Source organism: ANME-2 cluster archaeon (assembly GCA_019429385.1).
Taxonomy (GTDB): Archaea; Halobacteriota; Methanosarcinia; order Methanosarcinales; family Methanocomedenaceae; genus Methanocomedens_B.
Genome location: JAHYIS010000003.1, coordinates 41,381 through 60,554, shown reverse-complemented (window position 1 = coordinate 60,554; position 19,174 = coordinate 41,381). Strand labels below are relative to the sequence as shown.

Here is a 19,174-nt window from a genome sequence, read left to right as displayed (position 1 = left end):
GTTTGAAGTGCTGACGTATTTGAAATACTTGCCGTGCTTGATGTGTTTGAAGTGCTGACGTATTTGAAATACTTGACATGCTTGAAGTGTTTGACGTTTTTGAAGTACTTGACGTGTTAGTCGTGCTGGTCGTGTGAACCAGGTATTCCAGCTTCGACCAATGACCTGGTGTTGAGGTAAATGTCACCCTTCATAATGGATGTGCCTACCAGAACAGCATCGGCACCTGCCTGTACCATCCGGACAGCATCCCGGGGTGTCAATATGCCGCTTTCGCTTATTATTATTATCTCAGGGTTGTGCTTCCTGATGACCGGAGCCAGTTCTTCTGTGGTTGCAAGGTCGATATCCATGGTCATGAGATTACGGTTATTGATGCCTATGATATGTGCTTCACTATCCAGTGCTGCCATACATTCTGCATGGTTGTGGACCTCTACCAGTGGCTGGAGTCCCCTGCGCCTGGCAAGGTCGATAAAGCCAGGCAACCGGTCACCAAGTATGCCGGCTATCAACAGTATCAGGTCGCTGTGTGTTTCATAGAGCTGTTTCTCGTCGATGATAAAATCTTTCCTTAATACCGGAATGTTCACAGCCCTCCGGACCTGTTCCAGGTTTTCAAGGCTGCCGTGGAAATAATCCGGTTCTGTAAGGACGGAGATGGCTACAGCTCCTGCCTTTTCCATGGTCATTGCGATTTGTGCGGCATCTGCAGGGCTGACATCCCTGTTATGGGTAGTAGGTGATGACGGTTTGACCTCGGCTATCACAGGGATGCCATTCCTGTCATGTACTGCTTGTATGGACCTGGCAAGACTTCGGGTGGTAAGGGATTTCCCCGAACCAACATCCTTTAACCCTTTGACCCGGTTTTCGGTTGATGTGATTATACTATCTATTATTGTGTGCATGTTCAAACCAGTTGTATATATGTGTGCATTGAGGTACGATTGTGTACATGGTATTTAACGTTTATGGAATCTCGGATTACAATCAAGACAATCCGGATTGCGCACTACCTGATTCAAATGGTTATGGATAGCAATCCCGTCCTGATTACGTTCATGACAGAAATATTGGTTAAAACCATACATCAATCTTTCATCTGCTTCATAAAATTCATCCAGCGCCTTGCATCCTGAACCCTGTCCCTTGTTGACGCTTCATCAAAATCAGCTTTTTTGATCCTGCCTTCCTCCAGATCCTTCAAATCCATGATAGCCCTTAACAACCCGGCCGCCTCATCATGAAGCTGTTCGGCCTGTGCCCTGGTAAGGTTCGCTTTCTCGATACGTTCTTCATCCAGTTTTTCTTTTTGTTCAAGAGTCTGGATCAGGCCTTTAATACATTTACGTTCATTTTCTGTCAACTTTTCTTTTTGTGTCAATTTCCAGATAAGGTCATGCAGTTTAATCTGATGACCGTCAATGTCAATGTCCTCGGGTAATGGCTCCCCGACCCACACGAGGTACCTGTGCAGTTCGAATAACATATGCTCCCGCTCATCCTGTAAGATAAATGAGTCCATATCAAATGTATCTTCAACATCACGGGAATGCTCAGTATTTACCTTCATCACTTCTCAAAAGCCTCCCTGAAACTGTCCATTATCTCCTCAGTATTTCGTACATGCCTGGAAAGTTTAACCTTATCCCCCCTGACAATATCCACGTGTACCGAAGGTGTATCCACCGCTTGTCCGAAGATACCCTGCATGATACCTGCGAAGATGTTCTGGGTCTTCCTGTCCTCCAGGTCCAGTTCCCCAAAATGGGCGAACCAGATACTTAATTTATTTTCACCGGACCGTATACTTATCTTCCTTATCCTGTGCTCCCACCACGTATGCACCTTAATGTCGTAGTCCATACTATCCCATTATTCGTTCAGAGTGATAATCGTTTGGCAGCGGTTTCCTATCGCATATACGTCCTTGCAAGTTGCAGTGACAGGCGTATCTGGCCTGATGCATCAACCGCTGTCACCTCACCGTGCCCGGGATAGAGCACATTCACATCCATCCCTGCCAGCCGTTCCAGTGATTCCACAAGCAAGCGCTGGTCACCACCGGCAAGGTCAGTGCGCCCGAAACCGCCGCCCTGGAACACGGTGTCGCCGGAGAACAATGATCTTGTAGGTGCGTGGTACAGACATATGCATCCGGGCGTGTGTCCCGGTGTATGGATAACCTCAAGACCACTACCGTTCCCCAGGTCTATCGTATCGTTCTCATGAAGCATCCTTTCGGGAATGAAAGATGCAGCTTTGCCCCTGAACATTGCAGCCGCGCTGGCCATTTTATCTGCAAGCATGGGTGCATCCCGGGCATGGATGACGATATCTGCTCCCGTTGCACTGCTCACTTCTTCCACCGCACCCCAGTGGTCATAATGACCGTGGGTCAGGATTATGGTCCCAATATCAGTGGGCTCTATTATGGCTGATATCCGGTCAAGGAGATGGGACGCATTCATGCCCACATCTATTAACACGGGTCTATGAGCAACTATCAGGTACGCGTTGGCATCGTATGGCGAACTGTTTATGAGATGGACTTCCATGGTAAACTCCTTCGTGAATTTAAAAATCAAATAGTTTTGACTGGCTTTTTTTCGCTTTTTTTGGTCCCATGTCATCCTGTGTGGCTACATGCTCGTTCACAATGCTGCCACCCCCCCCGAAATCTCCCAGCCCCATTTGTTTTTCATCATAATCCAAAAATGATGCATCCACTCCAAACTCACGCAGGATGCGCTCAACGGGTGGCAGTATCTGTTTCTTTATGTAGTAGTTAACATCCAGCGACAGGTTGTTCTCTTTCACAAATTCGGGATCTTCTGCCTTGTCAGCAAGCAGTCCCGGTCCCGCTATTATGACAAAGGGGATCCTGTCCCCGATGGGCGGCACAAAACCGGACCGTTTTTTCATTTTCTCGATAACCATGACATGAGGTTGTTTGTTCTGGTAATTCTCGCTCTTCTTGGTGTACCTGCGGGTGAGTGTCAGGTCTTCCAGGACCGAAGGGTCTTTTTCAAAGTCAATGTTGCGCACACTGTTGATAACTCCTCGTACATAGCTTACCGCATCCTCGACCCTCCCTTCCTTCAATACCAGTTCGAGTACCCTGTTCAGGGTCTTGCTGGTAAGTTCACACCAGTCCCGCCTGACCGTTTCCATGCCTTTGACCTTTATACTGTCAGACCAGCCACTGGCAGATGGTTCAAATACCCATACTGCATAGCGTTTCTTGGCAATGAATATTGAGCGCCTGGCAAAACTTTCGAATTCCAGTTCCATGGGGTCAGGTAGTTTTGCAGATACGATCCTGGCAATTTTCTGCCCCACAGCACCGGCATCCTCCAGGGAGATGCCTTCAGGGGATAGTTTTACGAACACGCTGTCCGTATCCCCATAGACCACGGACAGGTTGAACCTTTGCAGCTCATCGGTTTTGAGTCCTGCCCCGGGGAGTTCTTCCTGGACATACGCATCACCGTTGGAGAGATAGATGCTATCGATGCGCTTTTCTACCAGGTCCCTGGTATTGAGGATATTCTCCCTGCCAAAACTGGTCACCGAATTCGCCATTGTGAGACTGTACAGTCGTGCCCTGGTATAACCTGAATAACCATAGTAACTGTTCAGCAATATCTTGAGAGCCAGCTGTGTGGCATCCAGGGCACGGGCTTCGTCCCCGGATGCATGTTTCATCATTTGTTTGGTCTCGACCCTGCGCTGCAGCAGTCCTGCCAGGATGGAGGGGACAATGCCCTTTTGCACCTGCGCAGATACGAACCTGCCGCCCGAGGGAGTAGTCTCAAAGTCCCCGTCCGGCACCTGGTCCCCGTCGACTATCTCGGTGGTATAGCACAGGTTATGGGCCATCATGATGGTGGGGTAGAGTGACTTGTAGTCCAGTATCACCACATCTTCCAGTAGCCCCTTTTTCGGGTCCAGTACTTCGCCGCCCTTCAGTTCTTCGGTGATCATGTGCCGCTGCTGGGAAATATCGTTGTCAGGTTTTGGGGGCATTACCCTGTTATGGGCGCGGTACTCTTTCATGAGAATGTTCTCTACCATATTGGTCTGGCCGCCGTCGAGGATATCCTGCACCAGGGTACCGCTGACCCTGGACAGTGCCCAGAACCTGTCCAGCAGGCTCAGCCTGAGTACCAGTTCCAGTGCCAGTTCAGAGTCGCGCCTGGCATAATCTACGAAAGAATGGAACTTATCACCGGTGTCGTGCCAGTATTCTTCCATCTCCGAGGGTTTGACATCCAGTTTTTCCCTGCCCAGCAATTCCTGCGCAGAGTTCCTGAGGGTGTAGCGCTTCAGGCTGAAATCCCGCCTTATGATGGGAAGCGCGTCAACCACTACCCGACCGGTGATGTTTATGCTGGTCATGGTGCCTATCCTGCGGTAGTAGACCGAACGGCCGTCCCGACCCATGACCGGCCGTAGTTTCACTTTGCGTTCTTTCTCAAGGGTACTGATCCTGTCCACGATATAGGGTATGTCGAAGCTGTTCGAGTTGTACCCGACAAATACATCCGGGTCGAATTCCCTGATTATCTCGAAGAACCGTTCAAGCATTCCGATCTCGTCAGCGAACGCCTCGGAATCACTCTCAAGCCCGTCAGCGTCCTTACCCACCAGGACCGTGGTGCTCTTACCATTATATGCTGGCTCAAAAGCGCAGCTTATCATGATTATCGGGCTATGGTCCGGTGTGGGCATGGCGCCGTCCATTGGCAGGCATTCTATGTCGAATGCCATGTACCGCAGGGGCGCGTTGGTGATGACATCCTGCGGGGTTATGGTATCTGACACGGTCCTGACCTGGCAATCCACGCCGATCAGGCTGATACCTTTGAACTTGTCCCCCTGCAGTGGTTCGGAGCCGGTCTCTACCCAGGACATGCCACCGATACCTGAATCGATAAGGAAGCGGTTGCGGAACAGTATGTCGGTCTCATATATGCTGGCAACGCCGGGTAATTGAAGCACATCGTCCCGTATGGCAGGCACGCCTTTCGGGTCGTTGAGAATGACCTTGAGCATGGGAATAGGTGCTTTAAAGTAACCTACAGGTTCAAATCGCGGGGTGACCTGCACGTTTGTGACATGCTCATTGAAGGTGGTTTTGATCTTTTCTGCCAGTTCATCAGGATTGTGTTTGGGGTGTGGTTTCAGGAAGAAGTAGGGTTTGAATCCGGGCACGAAGCAACAAACACTTTGGCCTGCATCATCACGGCCGAAGAGGCGGATGACCGGGTTTTCAAGGTCGTCGTAGGTATAATCGGCATCCAGTATCTGGAATTTCATTAGCAATCAGTTGAGTTGATATTGACTTAAGGGTTTCTGAAACGGATGGTGATGGTGCTCTTTCCAATAAAATTGACCTCATTAAGCAAAGCCGGAATATCGTTCGGATTAACCTGAACAGGTAGCGTTAAACTCTGTATCCTGAAAAATAGGGAGGAGGAATTGAAATCAATCCCGTCTACCGAACAGAATAAACACAATTCCTGTCATGATGAAAGATGGTACCATTCCAAATCCGGGTATGCCTGTGGCTTCTTCATGAACGGTAAATTCTCCTTTTTCCATTTCCACCAGAGGTACGTTCTCGGCTGCACTGCCAAAAGTTTCATCGATAAAAGCCTGGGGAGCTGTTCTGTACAGCAGTCAGACGATCACTCTCACTGGACCGGCATTTCCCTGCGGCAGCCTGATCTCATGGTCTTCAGTGATATTAGACCCGGCAGGTATTCGATTGTCGGATACCAGAGAAGCGGCTTCCCATTCCCCTGATCTTGTCAGGGCATCTGCCGTTCCAATGCTGATCACGGCAATACCTATTGTTAATAAGAAAATATATCGTGAAGTATTCATAGTACCACTCCAGATATTCTTTTGTTTTTCACCATATATACGTATTTATGAGGTATATGATGATATGATTTGAATGTAGTAAGAGTTATAAGTTATTGTTTGTATTGAGAGTACACACATCAGGATGGATAAATCACGTGGTAGGAATTAGACGATTGGTTCTGGATGTTTTGAAACCTCATCATCCATTGATACTTGAATATGCTACGGCATTGAGTGAACTGGAAAACATAAGCGGCGTAAACCTGAGCCTGTATGAAGTTGACCAGCAGACCGAGAATATTAAGGTGACCATTGAAGGCGATGACCTGAACTATGAACAGATCAAAGAGATCATAGAGGATATGGGCGCTGTTATTCACAGTATCGATGAGATTGCGGCCGGTCGCAGGATCGTTGAAGAGGTTGAGACGCTCCAGGACAGGTAATTCCCATTTCCCCTGTGCGGGGGTAACCAAGCCAGGCCAAAGGTGATAGACTCAAGATCTATTCTCGAAGGAGTTCAAGGGTTCGAATCCCTTCCCCCGCATAAAATTTCACGTTCGATTCTCACCTTTTTTCGAATACTTTCACTTCGAATACTTTCACTTCGCTTCCTGAGTGGTTAAGAGATTAGAATGGAATGTGATAACACATGTTGTACAACCTTGAACAGAATCTTAAATCTGTTGAAGGGAGAATCAGAAATTCCAGCATCACTGAGGAAAATAAACAACTGATTTTTTAGTTTGAGAGTTTTTGTTTTTCAGAAGGTTTGAAGATAGCAAGAGTATTGAAACACTTGATTGAATTGAAGATATTAACTGAGATGGCTGGATATGGATGAAACTATAGAGTGGATAAAAATATCGTCTTGAAATCATTCACATAAGCTTCCTGAAGACCTGCAGAGTGGGGAAGAGATCGAGAATATGATCAATGCCTGCGAACATCCCAGAGACAGAGCATTGATAGCCAGTTTATATGTGAACGGCGCCAGGATCAGCGAGATTGGAAACCTGACGATCAAGCATGTGAAGTTTGACCAGCATGGAGTCGCGCTTGAAGAATGGCCACCCAGTTCATCACTTCGCCGCTTCAGAACACGTAGCGGTCCACATTGCCGGCATAGGCTCCCAGCAGCCCATCTGCATCTCCCGGGAAGTCACCCCGCAGGTCGTCCTCGTCACCCAGGAACTCTTCCTGGCTAAAGTCATCAATACCGATATCGTCTACACCCTCCAGTTCATAGTCTCCCAGGCTTATCCTGGAGTATTGATCAGACTCATTGTTTCATTTCTTTTTCGTTTTTGTCTGTTCACAATAAGCAGTCACAATAGCGCGCCTGCTAATCTCTTCATAATACCCGCCCATTTTCTCTACAAAATCGACCTTGCTATCCCAGAATTCCGGTGTTCCCAGCCGTTTGATAATTGCTGCCGATACATCAGGTAGCGAGATATTAACTGAAAATGATTCGCTATCCCCCCCTTCCCAGAAATCATCCATGGACAAAGCAACTTCCTTTACTTGCGCAACATCAAAAATTTCTTCTGGTTCAGGATGGCTTTCGTCAGTGCGCTTCTGGCGAAGAGATGAAATAATTTCATCCTTTGTCCGGCCACGCAATTCAAAGATCATGAAAGGGTCACGGTCAAACTCTTCAGCCAAAATATAATACAGTGCAGCAATATGTTTACAGGGATTTGCACTATCCGGACATGAACAGTGCGTCTTTATATCTTTCGATTTTTCAGGGAACAGCGATATATCTTCTGCTTCAAAGGCTTCTTCAATATCATGTGGCATCTCGCCTGCAAGTAGTTTTGCTGCGAATATTGCCTTTTGAGACATCTCTTCTATGACATAATCCCATGATTTTTCAGTAATCGGTTTAATCTCAATAGTAACTGAATAAGGTTTCCGGACCGAGCCCTGGACTTTTGCTTCGACTTTTCCGGCCGAAAGTTCAAAATCAAGCACCTGGCCTTTTCTGGCATATCGTCTTCCCCGCTCAAGCCGGTTGCTCCAGCCAAAGGATTCCAGGACACTCACCCAACGTTTTGACCACCAGGTATCTCCGATACTGCCCTTCTTGCTTTTGGCTTTGATACCGCCTTCCACCTGTATTGGCTTTGAAGGAGTATAGCCGCCCCAGAAGTCTTCATACCTGCCCATGATTCAACTATCCGTATATTCCATTATTCATCCATCACTGATTCTTGCCTCAATGCAAATAAACCCTTCAACTGCTCGGTCGACATCTCTGTCAGCCAGCCCTCGCCCGTCCCAACAACATTCTCGGCAAGTGCTTTCTTATCCTCTATCATCTCATCTATCCTCTCTTCAAGAGTCCCTTCGCACACAAACTTGTGAACCTGCACATTTTTGGTTTGCCCGATCCTGAAAGCACGGTCTGTTGCCTGGTTCTCAACGGCCGGGTTCCACCACCGGTCAAAGTGGAACACGTGACTGGCACGGGTGAGGTTCAGACCCACCCCGCCAGCTTTGAGTGAAAGAATGAATATCCGGGGTCCGCCCTTTTCTGAAAATCTCATAACCATATGGTCCCGCTGTTTCTGGGACACTCCGCCATGCAAAAAGAGTACCTCCTGGCCAAAGACATGCTGGAGATGCGTTTTAAGCATGTTTCCCATCACGGAAAACTGGGTGAAGACAAGCGCAGCATCATCTTCAGCTATCACCTCTTCCATCATCTCAGTGATACGATTCAACTTGCCTGAGCGTCCCGGGAGTACCGAACCGTCATCCAGGTACTGCGCCGGGTGATTGCATACCTGTTTTAATCTTGTAAGTGCTGATAACACGATCCCTTTTCTTTCAATTCCTTCTGAGCTTTCGATTCTCTCAAGCACATCTTTAACAACAGCCTTGTAGAGTGTAGCCTGCTCTTTTGTAAGGTTGCAGTATACCTTTGTCTCAATTTTATCAGGCAGGTCTGTTATGATGGCAGGGTCTGTCTTGAGGCGGCGAAGGATGAATGGTGAAACAATACTTCGAAGCTTCATGCCTGCTTCTTTGTCATTATAGCGTTCAATAGGCATCGCAAAACCTCTCCTGAAACCTTCTGCCGAGCCGAGGTAGCCCGGATTTAAAAACTCCATAATAGACCAGAGTTCTGATAAACGGTTCTCAACAGGTGTGCCTGTAAGGGCCACTCGATAGTCTGATTTGATTTTACGGACAGCCTGGGATTGCTTTGTGAACCGGTTCTTAATGTTCTGCGCTTCATCCAGCACAACCCCGCTCCAATCCACATTTTCGAACATATCCTCATCCCGGTAAGCAAGGGCATAGGTGCTGATGACCAGGTCGAATTTGACAGCTTCGGAATGGAATTCATTTTTCTTCAGCCGGGCTGTGCCGTGATGTATCATAACCTTGAGGGATGGTGCAAATTTTTGCGCTTCCCGATACCAGTTAGCAACTACGGAAGTGGGACATATCAGGAGGGTTGGTTTATTGATGCCTTCTTCTTTATCCTTTATGAGCAGGGCAAGAAGCTGGATCGTCTTACCAAGTCCCATATCATCTGCAAGGCATGCTCCCAGTCCGTACTCCCGCAAAAACGCAAGCCACGAGAAGCCCCTGACCTGATAAGGTCGAAGCTCACCAACAAAATCACCGGGCTGTGTTAAATCTTCTATTCCGGTTCTCCCTGATAAACGCTCAAATAGCTCGGATAGCACTCCGGTTGCATTAAATCCGCCAACTGGGAGGCCTGTTTCCGATTCTCCAAGTCCGGCGCTCAGCCTGAGGGCTTCGTCCAGTTTCATCTCACCTGATTTTCCGGATTTGAAGAATTTAATAGCAGCTGCAATATCTTCATTTTTGACCTCTACCCATTCTCCCCTGATGCGTACAAGCGGCTCTTTCAGGTTTACAAGATTCTCAAATTCCTCTTCACTTAACTGCTCACCGCCAATGGCGATCTGCCAGTCGTACTGGATAATTGAGTTAAAACCGAACAATCCTTTGCTGGTTTTAGGGTCTTTCTTTTGTTTCACATTTAATGTTACACCAAGCTTCGAACTTGATCCCCCTTTTTTCCACCATGGTGGAATAAGGACCCCGAATCCGCTCTCTGAAAATAAGGGCACAACTTCTTTTAAAAATGAATAAGCCTGCTGCGTGCTAAGCCGGGCGGCAGTGGGTCTTGCTAAATGGAGACTGGCCTCGATAGGAGGGTATAGCCTGGAGGCTTTCCCAAGATCGGCAAGAAGTTTTTCCTGGGGTTGGTCGAATTTACGGTTAAGGAAATTAAGTGTGTCTTTTGATTCTTTCCAGACTTTTTCAGCAGGCACAAGCAGGCTTGGGTCATCCGAAGCCTGAAGAAAATAGCGCATATTCCAGATGTCTGTTTCCTCCTCAATGGGGGGTTCAAGCCGGAACGATGTGCGAAATCCGGATTTTTCAATTTCATGTATCGGGGCTTCCCATGATTGTAAACCTTTTGAAAGGTTGTTAAGAACTGACTTATTGACTTGTATCGGTTCTCCGGTTGTCAGGGATCGTAACCATATTTCAGAGAGACCGGGCTTTTTTGATTTGATCTCTGAGATTGACATCCAGTTTTTGATACATCCGTTAATGCTACTATTGAGAAAATCCGATATGAGAGCTTCCCGGGTATTTGGAATAGTATTCTGGAGGAGTGATCTGCAAACAGGAGGCATTGAGTTTGCAAGGATTGAAAAGCGCATCCTGTCTTCCTCATCATTGAGCATATACTGCCATCTGGAAAATATCTTACTTTCTTCAGAAATAACCATGCCAGGAAAAAAATGCTGGTTTGATAACAGTTCAAGTGCAAATTTTGAGACATTACTCCAGAACCTCAGATCGGTTCCAATGACAGTGTTGTCATATTCGATCCATGCTCCTGAGAGTGAGTTGAGTAATGTTACTGCGTCCTGGGGAAGAATGCTTAAACCATGTACTTTCCATGGTATTAGACCCACTGGCTCATCTGTCTCCTCACTGCCATCATCTCTTAGTAAATCAGGTGATGCCTGGGGAGATTTTGAAAATGAAGGAAGCGATAACAATACATTATCCTGATATGTCCTGTTAGTGATTATGCTGTCATTGCCATTTTCCAGGAATGCTATCACCCGGTTCAGGTCCTCGTTTGGGGCCTGAAATGGATGAGGCCGGGGTGTACTGGCAGAGATCTTTGGAGGGCGCCCTCTGCGTTTGATGGTGGAAGCTGTGGATAACTCACCCCATATGAAGAAATCTCCCAGTGTGTCTATTCTTTCTGACGGTTTCCAGGTTCCATGTAGTGCGATCATATTTATGAGAGTGGAAATTAATTAATTTTTTACAACATAAACATTTCTTATTCAGGTTTCGTATGCAGTCAATCTCCTCAAATTAATCGAAAATCTAATAACCGATTAACAGGACATTATTCCATAAGAAATTGGTGATTGTCATGCCTAAAAAGAAACGGAATGAAGATATTCATATCTATCAGATAAAAGTAACACTTGATGAGATAAAACCACCCATCTGGAGACGAATACAGGTTAAAAGCGATATTACATTATCTAAACTTCATGTCATTATTCAGGAATTGATGGGGTGGGACGGTTATCACCTTCATCAGTTTATCATAGATGGAATGATATATGGTGAACCTGACCCGGCTGATATGTTTGATGTGATTGATGAAAGAACAATAACATTAAGCCAGGTGGTCTTTGAAGAAAATACTAAATTCATCTACGAATACGATTTTGGGGATTCCTGGTATCACATAATCCTGGTTGAAAAAATCCTCCCTCTGGAAGTAGATAAACACTATCCGGTCTGCCTTAAGGGTAAACGTGACTGTCCTCCGGAAGATTGTGGCGGTCCTTATGGATATGATGAACTCCTTGAAATCCTCAAAGATCCGCAACATCCCGAGCATGAAGAAATGGTGGATTGGCTGGATTATGATTTTGATCCTGAATACTTTGACCTTGATGAAATTAATCAGAGGTTAGCCCACATAAAGTGAAAATGGGACGATTATCCGGAAAATAATGTATGCATATGAAATTCTTCCAATATGCATACCTGAGAGCTCATCAGAAAAATGATAGCTTCAAGAAATCAGACCGAGGCGATAAATTGATGGAAGGCGCAATGCATCGGTAAGTGGCGGCGTAAGTACAAATCTATTTATAGAACACAAGGGCGGTGAAAATATATGGAGAACACAAGGGTTCATGTAAATCAACAATTGGCAGAATTGGTCGAAAACGGTAACGGAAAAGTGGCTATTGAGGATATAGCCGATTATCATGAAATATTTGTCAGTATAGAATCCGTAGTTTTATTTATGTGGCAGGAAAATCCCGCTCTTAAAGATAAAACAGTGTTATCTGCGTACAATAAGCTCAAAAAAGATTTCGATGGTCAAAAGAAAGGTTCGCTTGCGTATAACATCTCACAATCTGTGAAAGGTCAATTGATGCTTAACAGAATTGAGGGAGAAAGGAGTTTTACTTATGGGGAGATTATTTCATGTGTTAGACTTTTAATCAAACTTGTGAAGCAACACAGAAGTCCAAGTGGAATTGGGTATTTACAATGGATAAAGACATTTTTTGAAGGTAATATGCCAAAAACCGATCAAGAAATTTGGGATTATATAGAAAAATACGAAAGCTAATAATCGCCGAGAAAAATACCATGATCATTATCGGAATCGATCCGGGACTTGCAACCGTTGGTTTTGGAGTAATACAAAAATCAGAAGAAAAGATCATTCCTGTAAGCTATGGATGTATTCGAACTTCTGCTGAAAAACAAACATCAGAGCGCCTACTGGAGATCTATAATGAGATCAAAACGCTTTTTGAAAAGTACAATCCTCAAATTGTCGCTATTGAAAAACTCTTTTTCAATAAAAATGTCACGTCTGCAATGAGGGTAAGTGAAGCAAGAGGGGTGATATTACTTGCTGCACAACAAAAACAAATACCTTTATTCGAATATACACCGGCTCAAATCAAGCAGGCGATAACAGGTACAGGACGTGCTGATAAACGACAGATGCAGGAGATGATAACAAGGCTTCTGGGTCTGGATGAACTTCCCAGACCTGATGATGCGGCTGATGGTCTTTCGATTGCTTTATGTCATATACATATAATGAGATAATGATATGATTTCACATTTACGTGGCGAAATTGCGCAATGTGGTGAAGGTTTTGTTGTTATTGATGTCGGAGGAATAGGATATCATGTAAATGTTCCGCAACCGGCATTACAGGAACTTACGAAACAATCACACGTAACACTTTATACGCATCTGAATGTCAGGGAGGATGCGCTCAATCTCTACGGGTTCATGAACTCAACCGAACTTGAGATGTTCAAATTAATAATTAGCGTTTCAGGAGTCGGGCCCCAGATAGCTTTGAAGATCCTTTCTGAAATTACATTAGAAGATTTTGCCAGTGCGATCCTCAATGAGGATGAAAAAGTCCTTACAAATATTTCAGGAATTGGCAAGAAAAATGCTAAGAGATTGATACTGGAATTAAAGGATAAGATGAAAAAGAAAATGAAAGGATTTGTTCCCACCAGCACCAGTAATATCAATTATGATGCAGTAAGTGCTCTTGTATCATTGGGTTTTCAACAAAGAGAGTCCAGGGAAGCTGTAGATGCTGTATCTGCGGATTTTGAAGCACCATCGATCGAAGTATTAATTAAGGCAGCACTGTTGAAATTAAAAGAAGTTAAAGAGTAAATATGGAAGAAAGAATAGTCTCTCCTTCAGAGCAGGATCATGAAACAGAAGATTCAACCATCCGCCCCATAAAACTTGATGAGTTCATAGGTCAAAATATCATAAAGGAATCAATAAAAATAGCTATTGAAGCCTCAAAAAAGCGGGGTGAACCACTTGACCACATCTTATTTTCAGGACCACCTGGTCTTGGAAAAACCACTCTGGCAAATATTATCGCACATGAAATGGGAGTCAGTATAAAAAGTACTTCAGGACCTATCCTGGAAAAGGCCGGAGACCTTGCCGCAATACTTACTTCACTTAAAAAAGGAGATGTACTCTTTATTGATGAGATCCATCGCATGAATTCAATTATTGAAGAGATTTTGTATCCTGCTATGGAGGATATGGAAATAGATGTGATGATAGGGGAGGGGGCAAGTGCCAGGTCAATAAAGCTCAACCTGGAACATTTTACTCTTATTGGTGCAACCACAAAGATAGGACTGCTGAGTTCACCGCTCAGGGATCGATTTGGCATTACTTTCAGGCTAAATCATTACACTATTAGGGAACTTGTGGAGGTAGTGCATCGAAGTGCTTCGATCCTGCGTATCCCCATAACCCGAGATGGGACTGTAGAAATTGCTAAACGCGGCCGTGGAACGCCCAGAATTGTTAACAGGTTACTGAGGCGTGCAAGGGATTTTGCACTTGTTAGGGCTGATGGAACGATAACTCAGGAAGTTGCTGATGATGCGCTGACTATGCTGGGTATAGACAAGCTGGGCCTGGATGAACTTGACAGGCGTATACTTAGTATAATAACAGATGATTTCGAAGGTGGACCCGTGGGCCTGAAAACCATTGCCATTTCAGTGGGGGAAGAGGTCAGGACTATTGAAGATGTATATGAACCGTATCTGATCCAGATCGGTTTTATTCAACGTACTCCCCAGGGTAGGAAGACGACACAGGCAGGAAAAGAGCATTTGAAAGTTCAGTAGTTTGGCAAGGAGAATCAATCACTTTGACGCTTCATTTTGGGACCTGTAGGATATCCTCGAACACCTCAACTTCTGGCATGACCCCATCTGCTGCCGTGATGGCATAGATTGGCCGCCTGAAGGTGGATGGCTGGTCCAACCGAACCACCAGTTTGAATTAATGGTGCTGCAGTGATGACATAGATGGGCCGCCTGAGGGTGGCCCGGGCCAGGAAGAAGCACATGGCAGATTTATACCACCCCGCTGTTTGCCGATCACCAGATGGATACCGCTGGGATCCCTGCGAAACCGCTGGAACCACTTTTTTGAGCAGCCTGTGTTGATCTGTCCACCTGAACCCGGGTCAGTATCCAGGAACATGTTCTCGAACAGGTCCACACCGGCACTCAGTGGCCTGCCCCATCTGGGATTGAGGGCTGATCCGATATCCAGGAGGTTTCGCTTTGACGTATCGTCCCATACTATTGCCATATCATTCCTCGTACAGGATCTTTTCCAGGACCCTGAGCTGGAAAAGATACACAGCAAAAGGTAACAGCCAGTTTTATATCACAACAGGTCATTTTCCTCACCTATGTTCCTCAGCATGGGCGCAGAAGCCACCATAGAACTCAGGGACGGCATGGTCATCAAGAAACGCCTGCCGAAAGGATACCGCCTGGAAGCCCTGGATAACCTTATCCGCAGAGAGCGCACCCGGAATGAAGCCCGGCTTACCTCCGAGTCCAGGCGCAGCGGCGTGTCAACGCCCATAATCTACGACATCGAGGACTTCGAAATCACCATGCAATACATCGAAGGCCCGAAAATAAAAGACATCATCACACCCCACTTGAGTGGCGACATCGGGATCGTCGTGGGTAAGCTCCACACTGCCAATATTATACACGGCGACCTCACCACCTCCAACATGATACTGCACAATGGCAGGATATACCTCATCGACTTCGGGCTGGCCTATTATGACAGCTCTGTAGAGGCGCAGGGCGTGGACATCCATGTATTGTTCCAGACCTACGAAAGCACGCACAATGACCATGAAGAACTCATATCCGCATTCTCCGCTGCCTATCGCATGACGTTTCCAGGCGCTGACGCTGTACTCGAGCGGGTAACACAGATAGAAAGGAGAGGACGGTATGCATAAGATATATTTCGCCACCGGCAATGCCCATAAACTCAGGGAAGCAAAGAACATCCTGGGAGAGGTGGGATATGAAGTAGAACAGCTCGATTGCGAATATCCTGAACTGCAGGCCGATGACCTTGAGACCATATCAGCCTATGGTGCGCGCTGGTGTGCTGACAGGCTGGACAGGGATGTCATGGTGGACGACAGCGGCATTTTCATCGATGTCCTGAACGGTTTCCCCGGGCCCTACTCACGATATGTGGAAGACCGCCTGGGCAACAGGAAAGTCCTGAAGCTCATGGAAAATGAGACCAACCGCAGGGCTGTGTTCAGGACAGTCGTGGGATTCTGCCGGCCCGGCGACGAGCCCCGTACATTCACAGGTGAAGTTGCAGGGACCATATCATTTGAAGAACGCGGGACGCATGGTTTTGGATACGATCCCATCTTCCTGTATGAAGGCCAGACGTTTGGCGAACTTGAAGATATCAAAAAGAACAGGGTATCGCATAGGGGTAATGCTATGCGAAAATTTGCTGATTGGCTGGACCCGGAATCTCGCTGACACCGGTCATTTCAAGGTCATATTACTCAAAAAGGATTTCAGGGCCAGAGGCCAAACCGGTAATTGAGCAGCAATAATAGCAATCCTGTCAGCACTCCACCTATCAGGATATATTTCGGGTCCATGTGAAATGTGGTTTCATCAGCTTCATAATACCGCATAAGTCCAGCTGATGACTGCAGACCGCTACCTGTCTGTTTCTTCTTTGTCAAGATTGATTACCTCCAAATCTGTATGTATTATCATCACTAATGAATGTATCGAACAGTGTCCTCATACCAGTGCCTTAAGCAGGTCAAAGTCGTGCAACATACCAATAAGTTTATTGCGTCCGGACAGGACAGGCATCTGGTCGATATTGTTGCGTTTCATTTTCCTTGCAGCATCACTCACGGTAGTATTGGGTACAACGGTCACAGGTTCCCTTTTTAGGTTTATTACTTCGCTCACTGTAGAATCCGGAAGTTTTATCCTTGACACACTGTAATACAGGCTCATTGTATCACGCATTGATTCCCAGGTCCATGCATCGTCATCCGAACCCGCAGACATATCCGAATGCCCAAGCGAATCTTCAATGACGCTTATATTTATCAGGTCCTTATCATTTATTACACCCAGGACTTCACGGTTCACATTCACTACAGGTGCAGCTTTTACCTCTGCCATCTCCATGATCATTCCCACAACTGAAACCGGGGTCTTGTCCCAGATAACGATTGTCTGGTCGCTGATAATATCACCAATAGGCTCTGAAATACTCAAACCTGCAATAGCACCTACAATATCAGCGATGGTGATCAGACCTACCAAGGTGCTGTTTTCAACAACGGGTAGCCGCCGGACCTTATGTTCGAGTATTGTCCTGGCAGCATCCACAATAGACTCACCGGGTTTGATGGTAATAGGGTCTCTCCGCATCAGGATAGCTAGCTGCTCTTCTTCAGGATACTTTAAAAGGTCAGTCCTGGTGACGATACCAACAAGCTCATCCTTCTTTACCACAGGTACGCCGGAAACATGTTTATTTTTCAGGATTTCAAGTACCTCGTCCCTGGAACCAGGCAATGAAGCATATGCAACATCCCGTACCATAATGTCTTCAACTGTTGTAAAACCAGGCATTTTTGTAAAACTCCTATTTGGGCTGTTGATGGAGTTTGTACTATTTGGGGTTTTCCCCTCGTACGACCATAACAGGTGTATGTGAGTTCCTTGATACCTTTTCTGCGACACTTCCCAGCAAGAACCTGTCAAGACCGCTTTTTCCAAGAGTACCCATAACAATGAGGTCAGCTGAAATATTCTCAGAGAATTTAATTATTTCCTCAGCAGGATGACCTTCAATAGTAAAGCGTTCTGTTTCAATACCCGCAGCCTGGGCCAGGTCTTCCACCTGTTTGACGGCATTGTCACCTTCCGTTTTCAAAATCTCATACATGTTGCCCATTGCCATATCAACAGGAATGGAAGCAAAAGCTCCCGTGTCCACAACATACACAGCAGAAAGGCTGGCTTCCGATATCCGTGCTAATTCAATAGCGTGCTTAACGGCATTCTCTGAGTTTGCTGAACCGTCCGTTGCAATTACTATTTTCTTAAATATCTCGCTTTTCATGAAATCTCCCTCCGATTAAGTGATGATGGTCTTGATATCATCAGGTCTGCCTCGCCTGACAAAACTGGCAAGCATATTATGGCAGTTAGATAAGTTGGAAGACCTTTTATCCAGTACCATTATCTTTGCCTTTTTTCCTTCCTGTATTGAACCGAATTGTTCGGCCAGTCCAAGTACCCGAGCACCATTTAGTGTACAAATATTAAATACCTGTCTGTCCTCCAGCCCATATACCTTTGAAAGGAATTCCATTTCAGAGAACATATTGACCGAATTCAACATAACATTGTCTGTGCCCGCTGCAACCGTGACGCCCATGTCAAGCATCCTGGCGATCGGAGGGCGGGTAGGAGAACCCACACGCGTCACGAGATTCGACCTGGGACAGACCACTACAGGTATATCAGCATCTGCCAGCTGTTTAACATGTGCCTGAGAAGCATGGGTCATGTGCACAATAAAATCAGGCTCCAGTTCAATTGACCTTGAGATATCTGACATATCCTTTTCACCTCCGTGTATGGCAAAAGGCTTTCCTTCCCTGCGGGCCACACTGGATGCAACCTGTAACACTTCGAATGGAACATCATTGACCCCGCTCATACCGATTCCATCGCAGACCTTGACCAGGTCATTTAATTCATCCTTGTCCGGCCTGTCTGGTTGATAAGGCCGGCCCATAATCATCCCTTGGAGCCCTGAGGATGAGTATGCGGATGTGGCAAGGATATCTGCCAGCATGGATGCACCTTCTCTACCGCCTTCCCTGAAATCGCAAAATGCACAGGTGCCTGTGCGCATCATATCACGTAATGTCCGGTCCATGGCACGCTTCAGGTCGACATCCAGCGATTCACCGAGTACACGATGTTTCAGGCCACGGGGAGGTCGCACCAGGCTATCCAGGTCAGACAGTGGCGGGTCCTTGATTATAGAATCACCGATATGAGTATGCGCATTGACAAAACACGGAGTCACCAATCCATCCAGTGTGGCGTCTACACACGGATCAGTCCCCACTTCTGTGATTATGCCATCTTTCACGCACAGGTATCCTTCGATAAGCATGGGCTCATCACCATAAAGAATGGTCCCCGAAATAACATGCTCATCAGACATCTTCGTTATAATATTCCTTTTGATTGATATTGATTGTGTAAAGGGGGAGGTATATTATCACACTCACACATTGACTGGTTTCACTGCAATGTGTACTGGTGTGAA

General features: G+C 46.2%; 22 protein-coding genes and 1 tRNA gene. 10 read left to right on the top strand and 13 right to left on the bottom strand.

The window, feature by feature from the left end; translation table 11 throughout:
• Positions 1 to 116: 116 nt before the first annotated feature.
• The 6 genes from K0A89_02055 to K0A89_02030 form a co-directional block, all read right to left on the bottom strand.
• A complete protein-coding gene (locus K0A89_02055; protein MBW6517270.1) occupies positions 117 to 911 on the bottom strand; it encodes an indole-3-glycerol-phosphate synthase in 795 nt (264 codons plus the stop codon).
• Between the two features lie 182 nt (positions 912 to 1,093).
• On the bottom strand, positions 1,094 to 1,576 hold the full coding sequence (locus K0A89_02050; protein ID MBW6517269.1) for a methyl-accepting chemotaxis protein: 483 nt from the start codon (positions 1,574 to 1,576) through the stop codon (positions 1,094 to 1,096).
• Positions 1,576 to 1,869, bottom strand: a complete 294-nt coding sequence (locus K0A89_02045; GenBank protein MBW6517268.1) for a hypothetical protein — start codon at positions 1,867 to 1,869, stop codon at positions 1,576 to 1,578. The genes K0A89_02050 and K0A89_02045 overlap by 1 nt, the downstream gene beginning before the upstream one ends.
• Positions 1,870 to 1,916: 47 nt before the next feature.
• Positions 1,917 to 2,561 (bottom strand): MBL fold metallo-hydrolase, encoded by a 645-nt coding sequence (locus K0A89_02040; GenBank protein MBW6517267.1) that lies wholly within the window; start codon positions 2,559 to 2,561, stop codon positions 1,917 to 1,919.
• 19 nt (positions 2,562 to 2,580) lie between these two features.
• Entirely contained in the window at positions 2,581 to 5,325 is a 2,745-nt protein-coding gene (locus K0A89_02035; protein MBW6517266.1) for a DNA-directed DNA polymerase, read from the bottom strand.
• Between the two features lie 363 nt (positions 5,326 to 5,688).
• Positions 5,689 to 5,895 (bottom strand): hypothetical protein, encoded by a 207-nt coding sequence (locus K0A89_02030; protein MBW6517265.1) that lies wholly within the window; start codon positions 5,893 to 5,895, stop codon positions 5,689 to 5,691.
• Between the two features lie 137 nt (positions 5,896 to 6,032).
• Between K0A89_02030 and K0A89_02025 the strand changes: the two genes are divergently transcribed.
• From K0A89_02025 to K0A89_02015, 3 genes are all read left to right on the top strand, one after another.
• Positions 6,033 to 6,323 (top strand): DUF211 domain-containing protein, encoded by a 291-nt coding sequence (locus K0A89_02025; protein ID MBW6517264.1) that lies wholly within the window; start codon positions 6,033 to 6,035, stop codon positions 6,321 to 6,323.
• Positions 6,324 to 6,339: 16 nt separating this feature from the next.
• Positions 6,340 to 6,424: transfer RNA gene (locus tag K0A89_02020), tRNA-Leu, on the top strand.
• Between the two features lie 382 nt (positions 6,425 to 6,806).
• A complete protein-coding gene (locus K0A89_02015) occupies positions 6,807 to 7,085 on the top strand; it encodes a hypothetical protein (GenBank protein ID MBW6517263.1) in 279 nt (92 codons plus the stop codon).
• A gap of 82 nt (positions 7,086 to 7,167) precedes the next feature.
• On the opposite strand, the gene K0A89_02010 is transcribed toward K0A89_02015, so the two are convergent.
• Both K0A89_02010 and K0A89_02005 read right to left on the bottom strand, forming a co-directional pair.
• Positions 7,168 to 8,052, bottom strand: a complete 885-nt coding sequence (locus K0A89_02010) for an SWIM zinc finger family protein (protein ID MBW6517262.1) — start codon at positions 8,050 to 8,052, stop codon at positions 7,168 to 7,170.
• A gap of 23 nt (positions 8,053 to 8,075) precedes the next feature.
• A complete protein-coding gene (locus K0A89_02005; protein ID MBW6517261.1) occupies positions 8,076 to 11,189 on the bottom strand; it encodes a DEAD/DEAH box helicase in 3,114 nt (1,037 codons plus the stop codon).
• A gap of 143 nt (positions 11,190 to 11,332) precedes the next feature.
• Here K0A89_02005 and K0A89_02000 point away from each other — a divergent pair, with 143 nt between their 5' ends.
• The 5 genes from K0A89_02000 (at position 11,333) to ruvB (ending at position 14,634) form a co-directional block, all read left to right on the top strand.
• Complete coding sequence (locus K0A89_02000) at positions 11,333 to 11,902, top strand: plasmid pRiA4b ORF-3 family protein (GenBank protein ID MBW6517260.1); 570 nt, start codon at positions 11,333 to 11,335, stop codon at positions 11,900 to 11,902.
• A gap of 192 nt (positions 11,903 to 12,094) precedes the next feature.
• A complete protein-coding gene (locus K0A89_01995; GenBank protein ID MBW6517259.1) occupies positions 12,095 to 12,559 on the top strand; it encodes a hypothetical protein in 465 nt (154 codons plus the stop codon).
• Between the two features lie 20 nt (positions 12,560 to 12,579).
• Entirely contained in the window at positions 12,580 to 13,050 is a 471-nt protein-coding gene (gene ruvC / locus K0A89_01990) for a crossover junction endodeoxyribonuclease RuvC (GenBank protein MBW6517258.1), read from the top strand.
• Positions 13,051 to 13,054: 4 nt separating this feature from the next.
• Positions 13,055 to 13,645: a Holliday junction branch migration protein RuvA gene (gene ruvA / locus K0A89_01985; GenBank protein ID MBW6517257.1), complete on the top strand. Its 591-nt coding sequence runs from the start codon at positions 13,055 to 13,057 to the stop codon at positions 13,643 to 13,645.
• Between the two features lie 2 nt (positions 13,646 to 13,647).
• A complete protein-coding gene (ruvB, locus tag K0A89_01980) occupies positions 13,648 to 14,634 on the top strand; it encodes a Holliday junction branch migration DNA helicase RuvB (GenBank protein MBW6517256.1) in 987 nt (328 codons plus the stop codon).
• A gap of 157 nt (positions 14,635 to 14,791) precedes the next feature.
• Here ruvB and K0A89_01975 read toward each other — a convergent pair whose 3' ends face one another.
• A complete protein-coding gene (locus K0A89_01975) occupies positions 14,792 to 15,106 on the bottom strand; it encodes a hypothetical protein (protein MBW6517255.1) in 315 nt (104 codons plus the stop codon).
• A 103-nt stretch (positions 15,107 to 15,209) separates the two neighbouring features.
• Here K0A89_01975 and K0A89_01970 point away from each other — a divergent pair, with 103 nt between their 5' ends.
• Together K0A89_01970 and K0A89_01965 are read left to right on the top strand one after the other, a co-directional pair.
• Positions 15,210 to 15,782: a Kae1-associated kinase Bud32 gene (locus K0A89_01970; GenBank protein MBW6517254.1), complete on the top strand. Its 573-nt coding sequence runs from the start codon at positions 15,210 to 15,212 to the stop codon at positions 15,780 to 15,782.
• A complete protein-coding gene (locus tag K0A89_01965) occupies positions 15,775 to 16,332 on the top strand; it encodes an XTP/dITP diphosphatase (protein ID MBW6517253.1) in 558 nt (185 codons plus the stop codon). Before K0A89_01970 ends, K0A89_01965 begins: the two co-directional genes overlap by 8 nt.
• A gap of 38 nt (positions 16,333 to 16,370) precedes the next feature.
• Here the strand turns inward: K0A89_01965 and K0A89_01960 are convergent, their stop codons facing one another.
• The 4 genes from K0A89_01960 to K0A89_01945 all read right to left on the bottom strand — a co-directional run bounded on the left by K0A89_01960 (position 16,371) and on the right by K0A89_01945 (position 19,069).
• Positions 16,371 to 16,544, bottom strand: coding sequence for a preprotein translocase subunit Sec61beta (locus K0A89_01960; protein MBW6517252.1), 174 nt, complete (start codon positions 16,542 to 16,544; stop codon positions 16,371 to 16,373).
• 61 nt (positions 16,545 to 16,605) lie between these two features.
• Positions 16,606 to 17,457 (bottom strand): CBS domain-containing protein, encoded by an 852-nt coding sequence (locus K0A89_01955; protein MBW6517251.1) that lies wholly within the window; start codon positions 17,455 to 17,457, stop codon positions 16,606 to 16,608.
• A 40-nt stretch (positions 17,458 to 17,497) separates the two neighbouring features.
• Positions 17,498 to 17,950: a universal stress protein gene (locus K0A89_01950; protein MBW6517250.1), complete on the bottom strand. Its 453-nt coding sequence runs from the start codon at positions 17,948 to 17,950 to the stop codon at positions 17,498 to 17,500.
• Between the two features lie 15 nt (positions 17,951 to 17,965).
• The gene (locus K0A89_01945; protein ID MBW6517249.1) at positions 17,966 to 19,069 is read right to left on the bottom strand and encodes an amidohydrolase family protein; all 1,104 of its coding nucleotides are present in this window, start codon (positions 19,067 to 19,069) and stop codon (positions 17,966 to 17,968) included.
• Positions 19,070 to 19,174: the final 105 nt, after the last annotated feature.

Bases quoted from the DNA above. Each gene is read 5' to 3' on its own strand.
- K0A89_02055 (MBW6517270.1), bottom strand. From the start codon at position 911: ATGCACACAATAATAGATAGTATAATCACATCAACCGAAAACCGGGTC.
- K0A89_02050 (MBW6517269.1), bottom strand. From the start codon at position 1,576: ATGAAGGTAAATACTGAGCATTCCCGTGATGTTGAAGATACATTTGAT.
- K0A89_02045 (MBW6517268.1), bottom strand. From the start codon at position 1,869: ATGGACTACGACATTAAGGTGCATACGTGGTGGGAGCACAGGATAAGG.
- K0A89_02040 (MBW6517267.1), bottom strand. From the start codon at position 2,561: ATGGAAGTCCATCTCATAAACAGTTCGCCATACGATGCCAACGCGTAC.
- K0A89_02035 (MBW6517266.1), bottom strand. From the start codon at position 5,325: ATGAAATTCCAGATACTGGATGCCGATTATACCTACGACGACCTTGAA.
- K0A89_02030 (MBW6517265.1), bottom strand. From the start codon at position 5,895: ATGAATACTTCACGATATATTTTCTTATTAACAATAGGTATTGCCGTG.
- K0A89_02015 (MBW6517263.1), top strand. From the start codon at position 6,807: ATGATCAATGCCTGCGAACATCCCAGAGACAGAGCATTGATAGCCAGT.
- K0A89_02010 (MBW6517262.1), bottom strand. From the start codon at position 8,052: ATGGGCAGGTATGAAGACTTCTGGGGCGGCTATACTCCTTCAAAGCCA.
- K0A89_02005 (MBW6517261.1), bottom strand. From the start codon at position 11,189: ATGATCGCACTACATGGAACCTGGAAACCGTCAGAAAGAATAGACACA.
- K0A89_02000 (MBW6517260.1), top strand. From the start codon at position 11,333: ATGCCTAAAAAGAAACGGAATGAAGATATTCATATCTATCAGATAAAA.
- K0A89_01995 (MBW6517259.1), top strand. From the start codon at position 12,095: ATGGAGAACACAAGGGTTCATGTAAATCAACAATTGGCAGAATTGGTC.
- ruvC (MBW6517258.1), top strand. From the start codon at position 12,580: ATGATCATTATCGGAATCGATCCGGGACTTGCAACCGTTGGTTTTGGA.
- ruvA (MBW6517257.1), top strand. From the start codon at position 13,055: ATGATTTCACATTTACGTGGCGAAATTGCGCAATGTGGTGAAGGTTTT.
- ruvB (MBW6517256.1), top strand. From the start codon at position 13,648: ATGGAAGAAAGAATAGTCTCTCCTTCAGAGCAGGATCATGAAACAGAA.
- K0A89_01975 (MBW6517255.1), bottom strand. From the start codon at position 15,106: ATGGCAATAGTATGGGACGATACGTCAAAGCGAAACCTCCTGGATATC.
- K0A89_01970 (MBW6517254.1), top strand. From the start codon at position 15,210: ATGTTCCTCAGCATGGGCGCAGAAGCCACCATAGAACTCAGGGACGGC.
- K0A89_01965 (MBW6517253.1), top strand. From the start codon at position 15,775: ATGCATAAGATATATTTCGCCACCGGCAATGCCCATAAACTCAGGGAA.
- K0A89_01955 (MBW6517251.1), bottom strand. From the start codon at position 17,457: ATGCCTGGTTTTACAACAGTTGAAGACATTATGGTACGGGATGTTGCA.
- K0A89_01950 (MBW6517250.1), bottom strand. From the start codon at position 17,950: ATGAAAAGCGAGATATTTAAGAAAATAGTAATTGCAACGGACGGTTCA.
- K0A89_01945 (MBW6517249.1), bottom strand. From the start codon at position 19,069: ATGTCTGATGAGCATGTTATTTCGGGGACCATTCTTTATGGTGATGAG.